Annotated in this window: 14 protein-coding genes; 7 read left to right on the forward strand and 7 right to left on the reverse strand. The window is 64.1% G+C overall.

From position 1 onward, the window contains the following. Positions 1-52: 52 nt before the first annotated feature. From NKI61_RS20805 to NKI61_RS20815, 3 genes are all read right to left on the reverse strand, one after another. A complete protein-coding gene (locus NKI61_RS20805) occupies positions 53-1,126 on the reverse strand; it encodes a GGDEF domain-containing protein (RefSeq protein ID WP_352840603.1) in 1,074 nt (357 codons plus the stop codon). Positions 1,127-1,250: 124 nt separating this feature from the next. Beyond that, a complete protein-coding gene (locus NKI61_RS20810) occupies positions 1,251-3,530 on the reverse strand; it encodes an NADP-dependent malic enzyme (protein WP_352840605.1) in 2,280 nt (759 codons plus the stop codon). Between the two features lie 142 nt (positions 3,531-3,672). Beyond that, positions 3,673-4,854 carry a glycosyltransferase family protein gene (locus NKI61_RS20815; RefSeq protein ID WP_352840606.1) on the reverse strand — a complete coding sequence of 394 codons (1,182 nt, stop codon included), beginning with the start codon at positions 4,852-4,854 and terminating at the stop codon, positions 3,673-3,675. 165 nt (positions 4,855-5,019) lie between these two features. On the opposite strand from NKI61_RS20815, the gene mutS reads away from it, so the two are divergent. From mutS to NKI61_RS20830, 3 genes are all read left to right on the forward strand, one after another. Further along, entirely contained in the window at positions 5,020-7,749 is a 2,730-nt protein-coding gene (gene mutS, locus NKI61_RS20820; RefSeq protein WP_352840608.1) for a DNA mismatch repair protein MutS, read from the forward strand. Between the two features lie 73 nt (positions 7,750-7,822). Beyond that, positions 7,823-8,287, forward strand: a complete 465-nt coding sequence (locus tag NKI61_RS20825; RefSeq protein WP_023703547.1) for a nuclear transport factor 2 family protein — start codon at positions 7,823-7,825, stop codon at positions 8,285-8,287. A 66-nt stretch (positions 8,288-8,353) separates the two neighbouring features. Next, the gene (locus NKI61_RS20830; protein WP_352840609.1) at positions 8,354-8,908 is read left to right on the forward strand and encodes a TetR/AcrR family transcriptional regulator; all 555 of its coding nucleotides are present in this window, start codon (positions 8,354-8,356) and stop codon (positions 8,906-8,908) included. Positions 8,909-8,912: 4 nt separating this feature from the next. Here NKI61_RS20830 and NKI61_RS20835 read toward each other — a convergent pair whose 3' ends face one another. From NKI61_RS20835 to NKI61_RS20850, 4 genes are all read right to left on the reverse strand, one after another. Then, entirely contained in the window at positions 8,913-9,671 is a 759-nt protein-coding gene (locus tag NKI61_RS20835; protein ID WP_023685132.1) for an MBL fold metallo-hydrolase, read from the reverse strand. 52 nt (positions 9,672-9,723) lie between these two features. Further along, positions 9,724-10,569 carry an aldo/keto reductase gene (locus NKI61_RS20840; RefSeq protein ID WP_023685133.1) on the reverse strand — a complete coding sequence of 282 codons (846 nt, stop codon included), beginning with the start codon at positions 10,567-10,569 and terminating at the stop codon, positions 9,724-9,726. Positions 10,570-10,661: 92 nt separating this feature from the next. Further along, on the reverse strand, positions 10,662-11,045 hold the full coding sequence (gene copM / locus NKI61_RS20845; RefSeq protein ID WP_023685134.1) for a CopM family metallochaperone: 384 nt from the start codon (positions 11,043-11,045) through the stop codon (positions 10,662-10,664). A gap of 43 nt (positions 11,046-11,088) precedes the next feature. Continuing rightward, positions 11,089-13,596: a heavy metal translocating P-type ATPase gene (locus NKI61_RS20850; protein ID WP_352840611.1), complete on the reverse strand. Its 2,508-nt coding sequence runs from the start codon at positions 13,594-13,596 to the stop codon at positions 11,089-11,091. 177 nt (positions 13,597-13,773) lie between these two features. Between NKI61_RS20850 and NKI61_RS20855 the strand changes: the two genes are divergently transcribed. From NKI61_RS20855 to trpS, 4 genes are all read left to right on the forward strand, one after another. Continuing rightward, positions 13,774-14,616, forward strand: a complete 843-nt coding sequence (locus NKI61_RS20855; RefSeq protein ID WP_031209934.1) for a glycosyltransferase family 25 protein — start codon at positions 13,774-13,776, stop codon at positions 14,614-14,616. A gap of 33 nt (positions 14,617-14,649) precedes the next feature. Continuing rightward, on the forward strand, positions 14,650-17,445 hold the full coding sequence (locus tag NKI61_RS20860) for a [protein-PII] uridylyltransferase (protein WP_352840613.1): 2,796 nt from the start codon (positions 14,650-14,652) through the stop codon (positions 17,443-17,445). A gap of 76 nt (positions 17,446-17,521) precedes the next feature. After that, positions 17,522-19,129 carry a murein biosynthesis integral membrane protein MurJ gene (murJ, locus tag NKI61_RS20865; RefSeq protein ID WP_023703110.1) on the forward strand — a complete coding sequence of 536 codons (1,608 nt, stop codon included), beginning with the start codon at positions 17,522-17,524 and terminating at the stop codon, positions 19,127-19,129. Positions 19,130-19,302: 173 nt separating this feature from the next. Beyond that, positions 19,303-20,370 carry a tryptophan--tRNA ligase gene (gene trpS, locus NKI61_RS20870; protein WP_023738118.1) on the forward strand — a complete coding sequence of 356 codons (1,068 nt, stop codon included), beginning with the start codon at positions 19,303-19,305 and terminating at the stop codon, positions 20,368-20,370. The last annotated feature ends 14 nt before the right edge of the window (positions 20,371-20,384 follow it).

Below are 20,384 nucleotides of genomic sequence, written 5' to 3' on the forward strand. Positions count from 1 at the left end.
GCGCCGAGCCAGATGAGGGGTGCCCGCCGGTTGAGGCTGTCCGGCGCTCCGCTCAGGCGGTGCGGCGAAGGTCGTCGGACGTAGGCCCGGGTTCCAAAGCCCCGGCGGTGACCAGCCGGTTGCGGCCGCTCTTTTTGCCGATGTACATCAGTCGGTCGGCGAGCGTTATCAGCGCCTCCGAATCGGACGCTTCCGCCGGGTAGATGGCGACGCCATCGGTGCAACCAACATGGATGGCACCATTCGGCGTCGGCACCTTGATCCGCAGCTTTTCCAGGATACGTTCGGCGACGCCCACGGCCTTCTGTCGGGCCCGGCTAGCCTCTCCTGAAAACAGGAATGCGAACTCGTCTCCACCGAGCCGCGCCACGAAATCAGCGCTGCGCAGGATGGTGCGAAGCTGACCCGCCACCTCCTGCAGCAGCGCGTCGCCGGCCTCGTGGCCGAGCGTGTCGTTGACCTTCTTGAACCTATCGAGGTCGATGAACAGCAGGCCGGCCGCCTGGCCGGTGCTGTCGCAGCGGTCGATCACCGACCTCAGCTCGTTGTGAAAGGCGCGCCGGTTGGGCAGGCCGGTCAATGCATCGTGGTTGGCCGAGTGGTCGCTGTGCTGCTTGGCCAGCTCGATCTCGCGCTTTTGTACGGAGAGTTCCTCATTGGCGGCCTTGAGTTCGAGCAGCAGCTCGGCGTTGAGATCCTCGACGACCTTGCGGTCGCTGATGTCGACGACGAAACCTTCGAGGAATTCGAGTTCGCCTGCCTCGTCCCAGACGCCGCCGCCGATCTCGCGGACCCAGAGCGGCTCGCCGACCTGCGGCACGATGCGGTAGTCGACGTTCCAGTTGCAGCGCGCCTCGAGCGCGGTATCGACGGCGGCATAGACGGCAGCGAGATCATCCGGGTGGATGGCCGAGACATAGTCGCGCACGGCATTTTGAATGAAGTCGCTCGGCCGATAACCGCTGACGGTGAAAATGCCGTCGCTGATGTAGAGCATGGTGTAGGACGCATCGTTGCGGCAACGGTAGAGATAACCGTCCATGCGGCCGGTGATGCTGAGCAGCGCATCCAGGCGCTCGTCGTGATAGACCCCCTGGCCGACCACAGATGCCGTGTCATGCTTCATGGCCGCACCCCCGTTTTGGCGGTCTGAGCGCGCCGCCAATGCCATAAGGCCATAGGGGGCGAGAACGTTCCCTATAGCAGCCGAATATTATCAATCTCTTATGGGTTGGCTATTTTGCCGCCAATCAGGCTCCCGCGCTATAGGCCGCGATCGCAGCCATGTTGACGATGTCCGAATCCTTGGCGTTGAGCGAGACGATCTGGACCGGTTTGTTCAAGCCGACCAGCAGCGGGCCGATGACGGTGGAGCCGCCGAGTTCCTGCAGCATCTTGGTCGAGATCGAGGCCGAGTGGAACGCCGGCATGATCAGCACATTGGCAGGGCCGGTCAGCCGGATGAACGGATATTGCGCCATGGCGCGGGCATTGAGCGCGACGTCGGCGGCCATTTCGCCGTCATATTCGAAATCGACCCGGCGTTTGTCCAGGATACGCACCGCTTCCTGCACCCGCTCGGAACGTTCGCCCTGCGGGTGGCCGAAGGTCGAATAGGCAAGCATGGCGAGCCGCGGCTCGTAGCCCATGCGGCGGGCGAAGCCCGCGGCCTCCTCGGCGATATCGGCGATCTGCTCGGCATTGGGCATGTCGTGCACGGCGGTATCGGCGACGAGGACTGTTTTGCCCCGCGCGAGCACGATGGAGACGCCGATGACGCGGTGTCCGGGCTTGGCGTCGATGACGCGGCGGATATCGTCGAGCGCCGTGGAATAGTTGCGGGTGACGCCGGTGACGATGCCGTCGGCATCGCCCAGCGCCACCATGCAGGCGGCGAAATGGTTGCGGTCGTTGTTGATCAGCCGCTGGCAGTCGCGGAACAGGAAGCCTTTGCGCTGCATGCGCTCGTAGAGATAATCGGTATAGATGCCGTTGCGGCGCGACAGCCTGGCATTGATGATCTCGATGCCTTGCTTGTTGAGGTCGATGCCGGCGTGCCTGGCGTTTTCCTTGATGACATCGTCGCGGCCGAGCAGGATCGCGGTGCCGAGCTTCTGGTTCACATAGGAGACGGCGGCGCGCATCACCTGTTCTTCCTCGCCCTCGGCAAAGACGATGCGCTTGGGCTGGCGGCGGACGCGGTCGTAGATGCGCTGCAAGGTCGAGGCGATCGGGTCGCGGCGGGCCGACAGTTCCTGCGCGTAGCGGTCGAGGTCGAGGATCGGCTTGCGGGCGACGCCTGACTCCATCGCCGCCTTGGCCACAGCGAGCGGGATGGCCGAGATCAGGCGCGGATCGAACGGCACCGGGATGATGTAGTTCGGGCCGAATTTCGGCCGGTTGCCCTGATAGGCGGCGGCGACATCGTCGGGCACGTCCTTGCGCGCCAGGTCGGCCAGCGCTCTCGCTGCGGCGATCTTCATGTCGTCATTGATGGTGGTGGCCCTGACATCCAGCGCACCGCGGAAGATGTAGGGGAAGCCTAGCACATTGTTGACCTGGTTGGGGTAGTCGGAACGCCCGGTGGCCATGATGGCGTCGGTGCGGATTTCGGCCACTTCCTCCGGCGTGATCTCCGGGTCGGGATTGGCCATGGCGAAGATGATCGGGTTCTTGGTCATCGATTGCACCATCTTGGTGGTCAATGCGCCCTTGGCCGACAGGCCGAGGAAGACGTCGGCGCCATCCAGCGCCTCGGCCAGGCTGCGCGTGGCGGTCTTGACCGCATGCGCCGACTTCCACTGGTTCATGCCTTCGGTGCGGCCCTGGTAGACGACACCCTTGGTGTCGCACAAGATGATGTTTTCCGGGGCGAAACCCATGGCCTTCATCAGTTCGATGCAGGCAATGCCGGCGGCGCCGGCGCCGTTGCAGACCATTTTCGTGGTCTTCATGTCGCGGCCGGTGATCTCCAGCGCGTTGATCAGCCCGGCGGCCGAGATGATGGCGGTGCCGTGCTGGTCGTCATGGAAGACCGGGATGTCCATCAGTTCGCGCAGCCGCTGCTCGATGATGAAGCATTCCGGCGCCTTGATGTCTTCCAGGTTGATGCCGCCGAAGGACGGCCCGAGAAAGCGCACGCAGTTGATGAATTCGTCGGCATCCTCGGTGTCGACCTCGAGGTCGATGGAATCGACATCGGCGAAGCGCTTGAACAGCACCGCCTTGCCTTCCATCACCGGCTTGGAGGCCAACGCGCCGAGATTGCCGAGACCGAGAATGGCGGTGCCGTTGGAGATGACGGCGACCATGTTGCCGCGCGTCGTGTAGTCGAAAGCGCGGCTGGGGTCTTCGGCAATGGCCAGCACAGGAACCGCGACACCCGGCGAATAGGCGAGGCTCAGATCGCGCTGCGTCGCCATCGGCTTGGTGGCGACGATCTCCAGCTTGCCGGGGCGGCCCATGGCGTGGAATTCCAGCGCCTCCTCGGCGCTGACGGAGGGGCCGCTATTTTCGGTTTTCTTGGCCATGATGCTTTTGATTTCCTCGCCGGTGTCGCCCCCTTAAGACGGGTGCGTGTTTTTGAAACTTCTGGATCAAGGCTACACGCCACCGCTGTAAGTCGCCAAGCGATCTTCACGCCCGCAGCGAATCTCCCGAAGTCGAACGGCGTCACGTCGGCTCTGGCTCGCTGACGAAAGCAGCGATTTCGCGCACCGTTCCCCGCCGCATCATGCCGTCTGTGCCGGGGAAAGGCCACGTCTCGATGGGTGGCGCACGGCTTCCCTTGCGCTGCAGCAATGCAGTCAGGAACGCCATGAGTTCGATGCGCTGGGCGTGAACCTTCTCCAGCGTGCGGCGGCGGATGTGCTGACGCGGTATGGCACGATCTCGCAGCGTCTCGACGGCGCGGCGAATGGCAGCCGGTTCCGGATCGGCGACGATGCAATAATCCGGATCGAAATAGACGTCGCGACCGCCAAGGCTCGGCGTACTGACGATCGGCAGGCCGGCCATCAGATATTCCATCGAGGAGTACATCGCTCCTTCCACGGCCGACAGGCACAGCCCGACGGCGGCCTGGTTGTAGACGTGGTTGACCTGTTGCGCCGTCAGCTTGCCCGGCCAGCCGTCGACGAGCGGATTGGCGATCTGGTGGAGCGGCGAACGCGCCTGCAGTCGCCGAACAAAGGCGCGGGCGGCAACCGGCGGCAATTCGCCGATCGAATAGGTGATGTGGGCCAGCCGCTCTATGTCGAAGGCCAGGTGATGGCGTTTGATCGGCGAGATGCGGCCATTGTAGACCGCGTCGAATTCGACCGGCACGTCCGGCAGCTGCCGGAATATATCCTCCGACACCATCAGATTGTGGTTGGAGAAGATGGCATTGCCGCCCGCAGCCGCGACGAGACGGCGCTCTTCCTCGGTGTTGCACAGGAAGATGATTTCGTGCAGCGGAAACCGGCCGGCATACCAGGCGAGATCGCGACCCATCCGGGCGATGACAGCCGGCCGCTCCATGGTCCAGGTCTGCATCGTCAGGAAGGTGACGCGCCGTCCCGCCAGGCGCCGGCCAAGGGCCGCCAGCGGATAGAGCGGACGGGCTCCGCCAATCGGGACATAGAGCACCAGCGGGTCGCGGCTGAGCACATGCAGCGACATCTCGATGCCGCTATCGAGATCGGACAGCGGTCCCCGTGTCGGCAGGAGGAAGGGGACGCGCTTGCGCACTGTCCCCCTAAGCTTGCTTTTGGTGCGGTGGACGCGCCGCGCCGCCAACAGCAGCAGGCGCTCAAGCGCCGATCCAGCCGGACCGACCAGCTCTTCGAACGCCTCCTGTTTGTCCTGATCCATGCCGCTTATCCCCGCCATGGCGATCATAGGGTCTGGTTGGCGCCCGAAGCAACCAACGGCTTCACCCGGCGTAGAGGGAGCACAAGCCGCCGTCGAGGCCGGTCGTCCCCTGCTTTTCGGGCCGCCGGCATTAAACCCCGCACCCACATCTGCTAGCGTGCGGGCATGAACATGCACACTTCAGCAGAAACCGACGCCCCCGAGGTGACACCGCCTGCGCCCGTCGGCAGCGTCACGCCGATGATGGAGCAATATATCGAGATCAAGGCGGCGAACCCGGATTCTCTGCTGTTCTACCGCATGGGCGATTTCTACGAGCTGTTCTTCGACGACGCCGAAAAGGCGAGCAAGGCGCTGGGCATCGTCCTGACCAAGCGCGGCAAGCACCAGGGTAACGACATTCCGATGTGCGGCGTGCCGGTGCATGCGGCCGACGACTATCTGCAAAAGCTGATCGGCCAAGGTTTTCGCGTTGCCGTCTGCGAGCAGATCGAGGACCCGGCGGAAGCCAGGAAGCGCGGCGGCAAATCGGTCGTACGCCGTGACGTGGTGCGCCTGGTGACGCCAGGCACCATCACCGAGGATAAATTGCTGGCGCCGTCGGAATCGAGCTTCCTGATGGCGCTAGGGCGGGTGAAGGGCGGCAACAGCGGTGACGCCTTCGCCCTGGCCTGGATCGAGATCTCGACCGGCGTCTTCCGCGTCGCCGAAACCACGGCCGACCGCCTGCTGGCCGATGTCTTCCGCGTCGACCCGCGCGAGCTGATCGTCGCCGAGCCGGTGTTTTACGATCCCGAGCTGAAGCCGGCGTTCGACTTCATCGGCCGCGTCGCCAGCCCGCAGCCGCCGTCGCTTTTCGATTCGGCTTCGGCAGCGGGGCGGATCGCGCGCTTCTTCGAAGTGGCGACGCCGGACAGTTTCGGTGCCTTCTCGCGCGCCGAATTGTCGGCGATCTCGGGCGCCATCGCCTATGTCGAAAAGACGCAGAAGGCCGAGCGGCCGCCTTTGTCGCGTCCCGAACGCGAGGAGCAGGGCTCGACGCTGTTCATCGATCCTGCGACACGCGGCAATCTGGAACTGTTGCGCACGCTGTCGGGCAGCCGCGACGGCTCGCTGTTCAAGGCTATAGACCGCACGGTCACCGGCGGCGGCGCCAGGCTGCTCGCCGACCGGCTGATGGCGCCGCTAACCGATCCGGCGGCGATTGCTGCCCGGCTTGATTCGGTATCGTTCTTCCGCACCGAGACGCGGCTCTGCCAGGCTGTGCGGTCAGGCCTGAAGAGCGTCGCCGACATGCCGCGGGCGCTGTCGCGGCTGGCGCTCAACCGCGGCGGCCCGCGCGATCTCGGCGCGCTGCGTGCCGGCTTCGAAGCGGCGGCCACCATTGCCGAACTGTTCGGAACGGCCGTCCTGCCCGCGGAGCTGACAGCGGCACTTGCCGCGATAAAGGCGCTGCCGCGCGCGCTGGCCGGGCATCTGACCCAGGCTCTTGGCGAGGAACTGCCGCTGCTGAGGCGCGACGGCGGCTTCGTGCGCGGCGGCTACCATGCCGAGCTCGACGAGATGCGGGCGCTGCGCGATGAGTCTCGCAAGGTGATCGCCGGGCTGGAGCGCTCGCTGATCGAGGAGACTGGCATCCGCTCGCTGAAGATCCGCCACAACAATGTGCTGGGCTATTACATCGAGGTGACCGCCAACCATCATTCGATCATGACCGGCAGCGATGGCGCCAAGGCACGCTTCATCCACCGCCAGACCATGGCCAATGCCATGCGTTTCACCACGACGGAACTTGCCGAACTCGAGACCAAAATCGCCAATGCCGCTGACCGGGCGCTGAGCATCGAGCTTGCCGCTTTCGATACGCTGACGGCTGAGGCGGTCGGCGAGGCGCAGAAGATCCGCGCCGGCGCCGATGCGCTCGCCGTACTCGACGTGTCGGCGGCGCTCGCGCTGTTGTCGGAGAGCGAAGCCTGGTGCCGGCCGCTGGTCGATTCCAGCCTCGCCTTCGACATCTCGGGCGGACGCCATCCGGTGGTCGAACAGGCGCTTCGCCGTTCGGGCGAAGGGCCGTTCGTCGCCAATGATTGCGATCTGTCGCCGCAAGACGGTGCCAAGGCCGGCGCCATCTGGCTGCTCACCGGTCCGAATATGGGCGGTAAGTCGACCTTCCTGCGGCAAAACGCACTGATCGCCATCCTTGCCCAGACCGGCTCCTTCGTGCCGGCGACATCGGCCCATATCGGCGTCGTCGACAGGCTGTTCTCGCGCGTCGGCGCCTCGGACGATCTGGCGCGTGGCCGCTCCACCTTCATGGTCGAGATGGTAGAGACGGCCGCGATCCTCAACCAGGCCGGTGAGCGGGCGCTGGTGATCCTGGACGAAATCGGCCGCGGCACCGCCACCTTCGATGGCCTGTCGATCGCCTGGGCGGCGGTCGAGTATCTGCACGAGAAGAACCGCTGCCGGGCGATCTTCGCCACTCATTTCCACGAAATGACGGCACTCTCCGGCAAGCTGCCGCGACTGCACAATGTCACGATGCGGGTCAAGGAGTGGGAAGGCGACGTCGTCTTCCTGCACGAGGTCGGCAAGGGTGCCGCCGATCGCTCCTATGGCGTTCAGGTCGCTCGCCTTGCCGGTCTGCCGGAAGCGGTGGTCGGCCGCGCCAAAGAGGTGCTGCATCAGCTCGAGGAAGGCGATGTCTCCGGCAAGGCCAACCGACTGGTCGACGATCTGCCGCTGTTTTCGGTGGCAATGAAGCGGGAAGCGGCAAAGCCTGCGGAGAGCGACGCATTGGGCGCAGCGCTGGGTGAGATCAATCCAGACGAGATGACGCCGCGCGAGGCGCTGGAAGCGCTCTACCGGCTGAAGGGGCTGGCGGGAAAAACCTAGTCCGATTTCAGCCTTGACCAATTGTACCGATTGGTACAATGCTCGCCATCGCCTTTGCCGATGGGAGAATGACATGAGCCGTCCGCCGCTGCCGCCCTTCACCGCCGAGACCGCCGCGCAGAAGGCGCGCATGGCCGAAGACGCCTGGAACAGCCGCGATCCCGAACGGGTTTCGCTCGCCTATACGCAAGACAGCACCTGGCGCAACCGCGCCGAGTTCGTCTCGGGCAGAAATGAGATCGTCTCCTTCCTCACGCGCAAATGGGCGCGCGAGCTGGACTACCGGCTGATCAAGGAGGTCTGGACCTGGAACGACAACCGCATCGCGGTGCGCTTTGCCTATGAATGGCGCGACGACAGCGGCCACTGGTTCCGCTCCTACGGCAACGAGAATTGGGAATTTGACGCGGATGGACTGATGCGTAGGCGCGTCGCCAGCATCAACGACCTGCCGATCGCTGAGGGTGAGCGCAAATATCACTGGCCGCTCGGCCGCCGGCCGGACGACCATCCCGGCCTGTCCGAACTCGGACTTTAGAATATGATCCCTAGAGCTGTGTCGCGGTTTTCGGCAAAGATCATGCTCAAGCGGAAAAACTAGCGCATGCGCAGGGTCGCGCCCGATCGCGCCGATTTGCTCTCCATCATCGGCGAGGTTTTCCGCGAACACGGCTATGAAGGGGCGAGCCTGGCGCGGATCGGTGCGGCGACCGGCCTAGGCAAAGGCAGCCTTTACCACTTCTTCCCCGGCGGCAAGGAAGAGATGGCGGCGGCTGTCATTGCCCATATAGATGGCTGGTTCGAGGAGAATGTCTTCGTGCCGTTGCAGGACAGGGCCGACCCTCGCACGGGCATCGACCGGATGTTCGAAGCGACCGACAGCTATTTCCGCTCGGGACGCCGGGTATGCCTGATCGGCGCCTTCGCGCTGGACGAATCCCGCGACCTCTTCGCCATCGCGATCAAAAGCTACTTCGGCCGCTGGGTGGCGCATCTTGCCGAAGCGCTGACGCGCGCCGGACACGACCCGGCCAAGGCGGATGAACTCGCCGAAGAGACGGTCGGCGTCATCCAGGGCGCGCTCACGCTGGCGCGCGCCTTCGACGACACCGCAGTGTTTTCGCGCGCGTTGCGACGGGCGCGGGCGGCGCTCGGCTAGAGTGCTACAAGGGCTCGAAGCGGAAAGCCGTCTCGGTTCGAAAAACCCGGCCGACGCCGGGCGAATCAAGATGCGCGCCGGCGACGTAGCAGTCGTTGTTGGCCGCAAGCGCCAGCATTTGCAACCGGCTTGCCCTCGCCTGCTGCTGGTCTGCGTCGAATTCCCACGTGATCTCGGGTCGAGCGAATTGAAGCGACGGCACATGTACGATGTCGCCCCAGATCAACAGTGTTTCGCCTGCGCTCACAACGCGAAAGCAAGTGTGGCCGGCTTCATGGCCAGCGGAGCCGATCGTATCGATGTCAGCGCTGACGCGCTGTCCAGCATCGAGAGGCTGGGCGCGATCGTGGAAGCATTCCAGCCTCGCCACGTCGCGAAACATGCCGAGCTCAGCGCGCGGGACAAGCAGGCGAGAGAGCTGCGGGAAGCCGTCGCCACCATCGGCAAGGATGAGCCCGTGTATATGGTCGAGATGGGTGTGGGTGAAAGCAACAGTCCGAATCCGGTCGGTGGCGATCTTCGCCTCGCGCAGCGCCTCGGGCAGGTGCCCCATTGTCGGGTGCCAGGCGTTCGAAGCCCCTGTGTCGATCAGCGTGATGTCGTCGCCGTCATCGATGGCGAAGGCGTTGACCGACAGCCTGAGCGCACCGTCGACGAGCGGTACATGCGAGGGCAGGTTGTCACCGAATGTCCGGTCTCCGGGCTGGCGCAGCCGCCTGATTGGCATGTCGACGTAACCGTCGCGCAGCGACGTGACCGTCATGGCTCCGACTCTATACGCCGTATGATGATACCCGGTCGAAACCCGTTCCAATCTAGATCATCTCCAGCCCGCGCTTGCGCGTCGGCGGTGGAAAGGCGCGGTCGAGTTCGGCGAGGTCTTCGGCCGTCAGCTCGATGTCGAGCGCGGCAACATTCTGGCGGACATGCTCCTGGCTGCTCGCCTTCGGGATGGCGATGACACCGGGCTGCGCCATCACCCAGGCAAGCGCGATCTGTGCTGCCGTGGCGTTGTGGCGGGCGGCGATGGTTTCCAGCCTGGAATTGCGCGCCAGCGCGCCCTGCTCGACCGGCGAATAGGCCATCAGCGGGATGCCGCGCTGCCGGCTCCACGGTGCGAGATCGAATTCGGGGCCGCGCCGCGACAGATTGTAGAGCACCTGGTTGGTCTGGACATGATTGCCAGACGACAGGCCGGTCAGCTCCTCCATTTCGTCGGTGTCGAAATTGCTGACACCCCAGTGGCGTATCTTGCCGGCCTCCTTCAGCGCCTCGAAAGCCTCGACGGTTTCAGATAGAGGCACACTGCCCGGCCAGTGCAGGAGATAGAGATCGATGCGGTCGGTGCGCAGGCGCTTCAAGCTGTTTTCGCAGGCCCGCGCCACGCCGGCGCGCGAGGCATTGGACGGCAATACCTTGGAGACAAGAAAGAGTTCGTCGCGGCGCCCGGCAATGGCTTCCGCTACCACCTCCTCGGCGCCGCCGCTGGCATACATTTCAGCGGTGTCGATCAACGTGATGCCGAGGTCCAGCCCGAGCTTCAGGGCATTGACCTCGCCGGCGCGGCGGCGGGAATCCTCGCCCATCTTCCATGTGCCCTGTCCCAGCACCTGGACGGCCTCGCCCGAAGGCAGTGTGGTGGCTCTTATCGTCGATGGCATGTGGGCTCCTGGCGCCGTGTAATCGATGCGAATGGCATCACAAGCACGGAGAGAAATCCAGAATGAATCTCTCCGGCATGGCCGTTGCTGCCTTACTTCGCCGGATGGGCGGCGAGCCAGGCCTGCATCTTGGCGATCTCGGCTTCCTGCGCGGCGATGACATCTTCGGCCAGCTTGCGGATTTCGGGATCCTTGCCATTGGCGAGTTCCACCTTGGCCATGTCGATCGCGCCCCGATGATGCGGGATCATGCCGCGCACGAAATCGACATCGGCATTGCCGGAATATTCGATCATCATGTCGGTGTGCATCTTGTCCATCGCCGCCTTGTAGCCGTCGGTCGAAGGACCTTGCGCGCCCATCGCGCCCATGTCGTGTTTCATCTCTTCGGATTGCGCCGGGACGCTTTCGAGGAAAACGGCAAGCAGCATTCCCGCCGCCATCATCAAAAGCACGATCTTCTTAGCCAAGGTCATCCATGATCTCCTGTTGATTGATATTCGTATCTGGGGGCTTTGCTCAGAGTTTCAACGTCCGCAGCCGCAATGCGTTGGCGATGACCGAAACCGAAGACAGGCTCATGGCCGCCGCCGCCAGCATCGGCGACAAAAGCGTGCCGGTGAGCGGATAGAGCACGCCGGCGGCAACCGGCACGCCAAGCACATTGTAGAGGAAGGCGAAAAACAGATTCTGGCGGATGTTGCGGATCGTCCCCTGGGCGAGCGTTCGGGCCCTGACGATGCCGTTGAGATCGCCCTTGACCAGCGTAATGCCGGCGCTCTCGACAGCGACATCGGCGCCGGTGCCCATGGCGATGCCGACATCGGCGCTGGCCAGGGCCGGCGCATCGTTGACGCCGTCGCCGGCCATGGCTACGCCGGCACCTTTCGCACGCAACTCCTCGACAAGGGCTGCCTTTTGTTCCGGCAGCAGGCCGGCGCGCACCTCGTCAATGCCAAGGCTTTTGGCGATGGCGCGCGCCGTGCATTCATTGTCGCCGGTCGCCATGATGATCCGCAAGCCTCTGTCGTGCAGCGCCCTGATCGCCTCGGCTGTCGTTGCCTTGACCGGATCGGCGACCGCGACAATGCCGGCCAGTTTTTTGTCCACCGCAACGAACATCGCCGTCTTGCCTTCTGCCTGCAGCGCCTCGGCCCTGGCCGACAGGGAAGCGGTGTCGATGCCGACATCGGCCATCATGGCTGCGTTGCCGAGCGAAACCTTCCTGCCAGACACCGTGCCGGATACGCCCTTGCCGGTGACGGCGTCGAAGCCGCCGGCCTCAACGAGCGTCAGGCCGCGTTCGCCGGCGCCGCCGACAATGGCCTCGGCCAGCGGATGCTCCGAGCCTTTTTCCAGGCCGGCGGCGAGCGCCAGCAATTCATTCTCAGACAGGCCTTCGGCAGCGACGACATCGGTCAAGCGAGGCTTGCCTTCGGTCAAGGTGCCGGTCTTGTCGACGATCAACGTGTCGACCGAAGCGAAGCGCTCGAGCGCGGCCGCGTCCTTGATCAGCACGCCCGCGTGCGCCCCGCGCCCGGTGGCAGTCATGATCGACATCGGCGTCGCCAGGCCGAGCGCGCAGGGGCAGGCGATGATCAGCACCGAGACCGCCGAGACGATGGCAAAGATCAAGCTGGGTTCGGGACCGAAGATCGCCCAGGCGGCAAAGGCCATGAGCGCGACCAGCACGACGGCCGGCACGAAGTAGAAGGAGACGCGATCGGCTAAACCTTGAATCGGCGCGCGCGAACGCTGCGCCTTTGCGACCAGCTCGACGATGCGCGAAAGCGTCGTTTCGGAGCCGACCTTTTCGGCGCGCATGATCAGCGAACCGTTCTTGTTGAGCGTGCCGCCGGTCAAGGCATCGCCTTTCGTTTTTTCGACCGGCAGCGGCTCGCCCGAGATCATCGATTCGTCGATGGAGGAACGGCCTTCCGTTACAGTGCCGTCGACCGGCACGGCGTCGCCCGGACGGAGGCGTAGGTGGTCGCCGGTCTTGACCGCAACGAGCGGCACGTCGGTGTCGGAGCCGTCCTCCCCGATCAGCCGTGCCGTCTTCGGCGCCAGGTCGAGCAGCGCACGGATGGCCGAGCCGGTCTTTTCGCGCGCCCGCAATTCGAGCACCTGACCGAGGAATACCAGCGCGACGATGACGGCGGCTGCCTCGAAATAGACCGGCACTGTGCCGCCATGACCGCGGAACTGGTGTGGAAAAATGTCCGGGAACAGAGTGGCCGCCACGCTGTAGAGATAGGCAGCGCCGACACCGAGCGAAATCAGCGTCCACATATTGGGGCTGCGGTTGACCAGCGACTCCCAGCCTCGGTGGAAGAACGGGAAGGCCGCCCACAGCACGACGGGGCTGGCCAGCGCCAATTCCAGCCAGACCATCGTTCGCCCGTCGACAAACGCCTGGAACGTCAGGCCGAGCATCGGCGCCATGGCAACGATCAGCAGCGGCAGGGACAGCACCGCGCTGACCCAGAACCGTCTGGTGAAGTCTACCAGTTCGGGGTTCGGGCCCTCATCGCCAGTGGGAACGCCCATCGGCTCAAGCGCCATGCCGCAGATCGGGCAGGAGCCGGGCTTGTCTCTTATCACTTCGGGGTGCATCGGGCAGGTGTATTGCGTGCCTTTCGGCACTGGCGACGGCGTCGGCCTATCGCCGAGATAGTTTTGCGGCTCGGCCTCGAACTTCGCCCGGCAGCCGGCCGAGCAGAAATAGAAACCCTGGCCTTCGTGGCGGAAAAAATGCCTGGCGGTAGCGCGGTCGACACTCATGCCACAGACGGGGTCGGTGGCGGTCAGGTATTTTTCGGGCCCGGCGACGAATTTCGTACGGCAACCCTCGCTGCAGAAGTGAAAGAGACGGCCGCCATGCTCGGCCGTCGGCTTGCCCGCGGCCGGATCGACGCTCATGCCGCACACCGGATCGCGCACCACGGCTTCGGCGGCCGGCTCAGCAGCCTTTGCCGCACAACAGCTGCCATCGGCCGCGTGGTGGTGATGCTCGGAATGCGCCATCGAAAAATGCCTTATATCTGTCTGGGTGAGGAGGTAGTGCTTCCAGTAACTGGAAGGTCAAGGGGCGATTTCGACTTTTCGATCATGGCCGTCATCGCGCACATCAAAGGGAAAATCGCTTACGCGACTTTGTTCCCATGCTATGGACGCGCGTCCCACTGCATCGATCCCACCCAAATGAAATGCCTGATTATCAATCTCGATCGGTCCCGCGATCGCCTCGCCCATGTAACGGCGGAGTTCGCGCGCATCGGCACCGCCTTCGAGCGGGTCGCCGCCATCGATGCGCGAGATCGGCCGGATCTGGCCGAAATGCCGCAGGGCAAGAAGCATTTGCGTCTGGCCGACGCCGAGATTGCCTGCCTGCTCAGCCACCAACAGTGTTGGTCGATGATCGCGACAGGTGAGGATGCTTACGCGGCGATTTTCGAGGACGATGTCGTTTTCCCGGACAAAGCCGGTGCTTTGCTTGCCGATGCGGGCTGGATTCCCGCCGATGCGGACATCGTCAAGTTGGAAACGTTCTTCAACCGGACCGTAATTTCACGCAAGCAAGTCGCCTGCGGCCACGGTTTTTCTGCGAGCAGACTGCACGGGCTCCATATCGGTACGGCGGGATACATCCTGTCCAGACAGGCCGCGCAGGACCTTCTTGCGGCAACGAAGGAGATCAGCATTCCCGTCGATCACCTCATCTTCAATCCGCGTTTTGCGACCTCGTCCGACAAGGTCATTTACCAACTCGTCCCGGCATTGTGCCTGCAGGCACAATTCCTCGGCGACAGTCCGGTGAGATTGCCAAGCCTGCTGAAGCAGGAGCGAACAGAGGAATGGGTGGCAAGCGGGATAGGCAAACAGCGCCAGAAGCCAATCACCGCCAAGGTAAGGATCGAGGCCAGGCGGTTGACGCGGCAGATCGCCGATCTCTTCCGGCTCCGGCGCGAGATGATCATCCCTTTCTGGTATCGCGGCCGACGCGTCCGTCCGCCCCATACACAGCGCCGTGAAAACGCGCTATAGACGCCGCGCAAAGGCGAGGCCCACCGGCAATCCATGGCAAAAATGTCCCTCAAGCTCGACGCGCTGATCGACAGCGAGGCTTTGCGCCGCGACATGACGGCGCTGATCTCGGCGGCCAGCGGCGCCGAGCCCGGCGCGCGCGTCGGCGCGCTCCGGCTGCTGAAGGATCGGCTGACCGAGGGCCGCAAGGTTGCCGAGCGCATGCTGATGGACGATGGCAGCGGCACGGCATGCGCCGCCCGGCTGTCGCATCTGATGGACGAGATCATCCGCGCCCTCTACGAGTTCGCCGCGACCCACGTCTACCGGGTGAAAAGCCCCTCGACCGCAGAGCGCATGGCGGTCGTTGCCGTCGGCGGCTATGGCCGCGGCACGCTGGCGCCGGGCTCCGACATCGACCTGTTGTTCCTGCTGCCCTACAAGCAGACGCCGTGGGGCGAACAGATCGTCGAATGTATGCTCTATATGCTGTGGGACCTCGGGTTGAAGGTTGGCCACGCCACCCGCAACATCGACGAGTGTCTCAGGCTGTCGCGCAGCGATATCACCATCCGCACCACGATCCTGGAAGCGCGGTTCCTGTGGGGCGAACAGAAGCTCTTCGACGAATTGCTCGCTCGCTTCGACCATGAAGTGGTGCGCACCACCGGACCGGAATATGTGCAGGCCAAGCTCGCCGAACGCGACGATCGCCATGCCAAGGCCGGCGAAAGCCGCTATCTGGTCGAGCCCAACGTCAAGGACGGCAAGGGAGGCCTGCGCGATTTGCAGACGCTGTTCTGGATCGCCAAATACTTCTATCGCGTGCGCACAGGCGAGGAACTGGTCGACAAGGCTGTGTTCACCGAGGCCGAATACCGGGAATTCCTCAAGGCCGAGGATTTCCTGTGGGCGGTGCGCTGCCACATGCATTTCCTCACCGGCAAGCCAGAGGAACGGCTGCATTTCGATATCCAGCGCGAGATCGCCGAACGGCTGGGCTACACCACGCATCCCGGTCTGTCGGCGGTCGAGCGCTTCATGAAGCACTACTTCCTCGTCGCCAAGGATGTCGGCGACCTCACCCGCATCTTCTGCGCCGCGCTCGAGGAAGAGCAGGCCAAGCATGTGCCCGGCTTCAACCGCATCTTCCTCACCTTCCAGCGCCGCAAGCGCAAGCTGGCAGGCACGTCGGACTTCATTGTCGACAATCACCGCATCAACGTCGCCGACGACAGCGTGTTCGAGCGCGACCCGGTCAATCTGCTCAGGCTGTTCTGGTTCGCCGACAAGCACGGGCTGGAGTTCCATCCCGATGCGCTGAAGCTGCTCACCCGCTCGCTCGGTCTGGTCAACAAGTCGCTGCGGCGCGACGAGGAGGCCAACCGGCTGTTCCTCGACATCCTGACCTCGGACCGCAATGCCGAGCTTAATTTGCGGCGCATGAACGAGGCCGGCCTGCTCGGCAGGCTGATCCCCGATTTCGGCAGAATAGTCGCCATGATGCAGTTCTCGATGTACCACCACTATACGGTGGACGAGCACCTGATCCGCTGCATCGGCGTCTTGGCCGAGATCGAGCGCGGCGACGGCGAAAAGGTGCATCCGCTCTCGCACACGCTGATGCCGGGGCTAGAGAAGAGCCGCGAGGCACTCTATGTCGCGGTGCTGCTGCACGACATCGCCAAGGGCCGGCCGGAGGATCACTCAGAGGCCGGCGCCCGGATCGCACGCCGCATCTGCCCGCATATGGGGCTGTCGGCGGCCGACACCGAGACCGTCGCCTGGCTGGTCGAGAACCATCTGGTGATGTCGATGACGGCGCAGACGCGCGACCTCAACGACCGCAAGACGATCGAGGATTTCGCCTCGATCGTGCAATCGGTCGAGCGGCTGAAAATGCTGTTGATCCTGACCGTCTGCGACATCAGGGGTGTCGGGCCGGGCGTGTGGAACGGCTGGAAGGGCCAGCTCCTGCGCACGCTCTACTACGAGACCGAACTGCTTTTGACCGGCGGCTTCTCGGAAGTGTCGCGCGCCAAGCGGACGGCGGCGGCGCGCGAGCGGCTGGCCGAGGCGCTGGCCGATTGGCCGGACAAGGCCCGCAAGCGCTATGTCGGCCTGCATTACGAGAACTATCTGCTGACGGTCGACCTCCCCGATCAGCTGCGCCATGCCGAATTCATTCGCGAAGCCGACGCGGCAGGCAAGAAGCTCGCCACCGTGGTCAGGACCCACCAATTCGAGGCGGTGACCGAGATCACCGTGCTGGCGCAGGATCATCCGCGCCTGCTTTCGGTCATTGCCGGCGCCTGTGCCGGCGCCGGCGGCAACATCGTCGACGCGCAGATCTTCACCACGTCCGACGGCCGCGCGCTGGACATCATCCTGATCTCACGGGAATTCGACCGCGACGAGGATGAGCGCCGTCGCGCCGAGCGCGTCGGCCGGCTGATCGAGGACGTGCTGTCGGGCAAGAGCTGGTTGCCGGAGATGATCGAGAAGCGCACCCGGCCGCGGCGCGGCGCCAAGGTGTTCAAGATTCCGCCGCGCGCCGAAATCCGCAACACGCTGTCGAACCGGTTTTCGGTGATCGAGGTCGAGGGACTGGACCGGCCTGGGCTGTTGTCGGAAATCACCAGTGCGTTGTCCGATCTCTCGCTCGACATCGCCTCGGCCCACATCACCACCTTCGGCGAGAAGGTGATCGACACTTTCTATGTCACCGACCTGACGGGGCAGAAGATCGACAATCCGGCGCGCACCGCCGCCATCCACACAAGGCTGATCGCGGCACTTGAAGGCGTTGTCCCGGAGCGCGGCGGCAAGGCCAAGGCGGCGGCCGAGTGACCATCACTTTGTCCCAATCACCCCCTTTGTCCCAATCATCCCCTTTGTCCCAACCATCCAGGCAATCTCCCCGCGCATGAGCCTCGTCAAGAAATTCGCCACGGTTGCGTCCGGCACGCTGATGAGCCGCGCCCTTGGCTTTGGCCGCGAAATGCTGATGGCTGCCGCACTCGGCACCGGGCCGGTGGCGGACGCCTTCAACGCCGCCTTTCAGTTTCCCAACACGTTTCGCCGGCTGTTTGCAGAAGGCGCCTTCAACGCCGCTTTCGTGCCGCTGTTTGCCAAGGAGATCGAGACCCACGGCACCGACGGCGCCAAGCGCTTTTCGGAGGAAGTGTTCGGCGTCCTGTTCACCGCACTTCTGGCGCTGACCATCGTCATGGAATTGGCGATGCCGCTGATCGTGCGCTATCTCGTGGCGCCGGGCTTTGCCGACACGCCGGGCAAATTCGAGACGACCGTCCTGCTGGCGACGATCATGTTCCCGTATCTCATCTGCATGTCGCTCGCAGCCATGATGGCCGGCATGCTGAATTCGCTGCGCCGCTATTTCGCGGCTGCCGTGGCGCCCGCATTCCTCAACATCATCCTGATCAGCGTGCTCGGCTACGCCTGGTACCACGGCATGGATGCCCGTGAGGTTGGTTTCAGCCTGTCCTGGGGCGTGCTGGCGGCGGGGCTGGTACAGCTTGCCATTGTCTGGGTGGCGGTGCGCAATGCCGGCATCGCCATCGGTTTTCGCCGGCCGAAGATGACGCCCAACGTCAAGCGCCTGCTGATCCTGGCGCTGCCGGCGGCGATCACCGGCGGCATCACCCAGATCAACCAGCTGATCGGCACGGCGATCGCGTCGGCGCAGGACAGCGCCGTGTCGTCGCTTGCTTACGCCGACCGCATCTACCAGCTGCCGCTCGGCGTCGTCGGCGTCGCGGTGGCCATCGTGCTGTTGCCGGAGCTGTCGCGGGCGCTGAAATCGGGCAATCTGGTCGAGGCAGCCAATCTGCAGAACCGCTCGGTCGAGTTCACCCTGTTCATGACCTTGCCGGCGGCGGCGGCCCTTTGGGTAATGGCGGAGCCGATCGTGCGGCTGGTCTATGAGCGCGGCGCCTTCGCCGCCAACGGCTCGACGCCGACCGTGGCCGCGATCCTGGCGATCTTTGGCCTCGGCCTGCCGGCCTTCGTGCTGATCAAGGCCTTCACTCCCGGCTATTTCGCCCGCGAGGATACGCGCACGCCGATGATGTTCGCCGCCATTTCGGTCGGCGTGAACGTGATCACGGCACTGACGCTGTTCCCGAGCATGGGCGCGCCCGGCATTGCGGTGGCCTCGGCCGTGGCCGGCTGGGTCAACGCTGTGATGCTGCTTGCCGTGCTGATCCGACGTGGCCATTGGGGCCGCGACGCGCCGCTGCTGAAGCGCATTCCGCGCCTGGTGCTGTCGGCTGCGGTGATGGCGACAGCACTCTATTTCGCCGAGCACTGGCTGGCCGTCAGGCTCGGCCCCGGCTCCCCACTGGTGATCAAGGCCGTGACGCTTCTCTCATTGGTGGCCGGCGGGGCGCTGCTCTACTTCGTCACGGCTTTCGCCACCGGCGGCGCCGATTTCGGAATGATCCGGCGCAATGTGAAACGCGGCTCGGGCAAGGCAGCGGCGCCAGCGCCAAACGCCGATCTGGACGAATAGTCCGGGCGAGCTAACAGCAACACCGGTCTTGATCCTCTCCGCCCCTTCGTCCATAAGCGCGCCGTCGCAAGACTTTCGCCGCGCGTGGTTTCCAGCCGCGTGATTGGCTCCGAAAGGTCTGCAACTTTTCGGAAACACGCTTAATACGGCCCTCCACAAGCCATGAGGAACCCATGACCGCCTTCAAACAGCTCGTCTTTTCCGGGGTACAGCCGACCGGCAATCTGCATCTCGGCAACTATCTCGGCGCCATCAAGAAATTCGTTGCGCTTCAGGACACGTCAGACTGCATCTATTGCGTCGTCGACCTGCATTCGCTGACGGCACAACTCGTCCATGATGACCTCGCAGACCAGACCCGCTCGATCACCGCCGCCTTCCTCGCCTCGGGCATCGACCCGAAGAAGCACATCGTCTTCAACCAGTCGCGGGTGATGCAGCATGCCGAGCTTGCCTGGATCTTCAATTGCGTGGCGCGCATCGGCTGGATGAACAAGATGACGCAGTTCAAGGACAAGGCCGGCAAGGACCGCGAGAACGCCTCGCTGGGCCTGCTTGCCTATCCCTCGCTGATGGCCGCCGACATCCTGCTCTACCGCGCCACCCATGTGCCGGTGGGCGAGGACCAAAAGCAGCATCTGGAGCTGACCCGCGACATCGCGCAAAAGTTCAATAATGATTTTTCGAGCCGCATCGCCAGTCTTGGCGTCGGCGTCGAGATGCAGGTTGGCGAAGAGACGGTAAACGGGTTCTTCCCGATAACCGAACCGGTGATCGGCGGGCCGGCGGCGCGCATCATGAGCCTGCGCGACGGTTCGAAGAAAATGTCGAAGTCGGACCCGTCCGACCTGTCGCGCATCAATTTGACCGACGATGCCGACACCATCTCGAAGAAGATCCGCAAGGCCAAGACCGACCCGGAAGCGTTGCCAAGCGAAGCCGACGGCCTGGAAAGCCGCCCGGAAGCGGAAAACCTGGTCGGCATCTATGCCGGGCTGGCCGAGATGTCGAAGGCGGACGTGCTGAAGGAATTCGGCGGCCAGCAGTTTTCCGTGTTCAAGCCGGCGCTCGCCGACCTTGCCGTGGAAAAACTGGCGCCGATCGCCGGCGAGATGCGCCGTATCGAGGGAGACCGCGCCTATGTCGACGCGGTGCTGAGAGACGGCGGCGAACGCGCCGGCGCGCTGGCTGGGACCACCATGAAGACGGTACGCGACATTATCGGCCTGTTGCAGGGCTGATCCTACCGTCAGTG

Origin of the sequence: Mesorhizobium sp. M0514 (genome assembly GCF_040321145.1) — a bacterium.
Lineage (GTDB): Bacteria > Pseudomonadota > Alphaproteobacteria > Rhizobiales > Rhizobiaceae > Mesorhizobium.

Coding starts and splice junctions, on each gene's coding strand:
- NKI61_RS20805 (WP_352840603.1), bottom strand. CDS start 1,126: ATGAAGCATGACACGGCATCTGTGGTCGGCCAGGGGGTCTATCACGAC.
- NKI61_RS20810 (WP_352840605.1), bottom strand. CDS start 3,530: ATGGCCAAGAAAACCGAAAATAGCGGCCCCTCCGTCAGCGCCGAGGAG.
- NKI61_RS20815 (WP_352840606.1), bottom strand. CDS start 4,854: ATGGATCAGGACAAACAGGAGGCGTTCGAAGAGCTGGTCGGTCCGGCT.
- mutS (WP_352840608.1), top strand. CDS start 5,020: ATGAACATGCACACTTCAGCAGAAACCGACGCCCCCGAGGTGACACCG.
- NKI61_RS20825 (WP_023703547.1), top strand. CDS start 7,823: ATGAGCCGTCCGCCGCTGCCGCCCTTCACCGCCGAGACCGCCGCGCAG.
- NKI61_RS20830 (WP_352840609.1), top strand. CDS start 8,354: ATGCGCAGGGTCGCGCCCGATCGCGCCGATTTGCTCTCCATCATCGGC.
- NKI61_RS20835 (WP_023685132.1), bottom strand. CDS start 9,671: ATGACGGTCACGTCGCTGCGCGACGGTTACGTCGACATGCCAATCAGG.
- NKI61_RS20840 (WP_023685133.1), bottom strand. CDS start 10,569: ATGCCATCGACGATAAGAGCCACCACACTGCCTTCGGGCGAGGCCGTC.
- copM (WP_023685134.1), bottom strand. CDS start 11,045: ATGACCTTGGCTAAGAAGATCGTGCTTTTGATGATGGCGGCGGGAATG.
- NKI61_RS20850 (WP_352840611.1), bottom strand. CDS start 13,596: ATGGCGCATTCCGAGCATCACCACCACGCGGCCGATGGCAGCTGTTGT.
- NKI61_RS20855 (WP_031209934.1), top strand. CDS start 13,774: ATGAAATGCCTGATTATCAATCTCGATCGGTCCCGCGATCGCCTCGCC.
- NKI61_RS20860 (WP_352840613.1), top strand. CDS start 14,650: ATGGCAAAAATGTCCCTCAAGCTCGACGCGCTGATCGACAGCGAGGCT.
- murJ (WP_023703110.1), top strand. CDS start 17,522: ATGAGCCTCGTCAAGAAATTCGCCACGGTTGCGTCCGGCACGCTGATG.
- trpS (WP_023738118.1), top strand. CDS start 19,303: ATGACCGCCTTCAAACAGCTCGTCTTTTCCGGGGTACAGCCGACCGGC.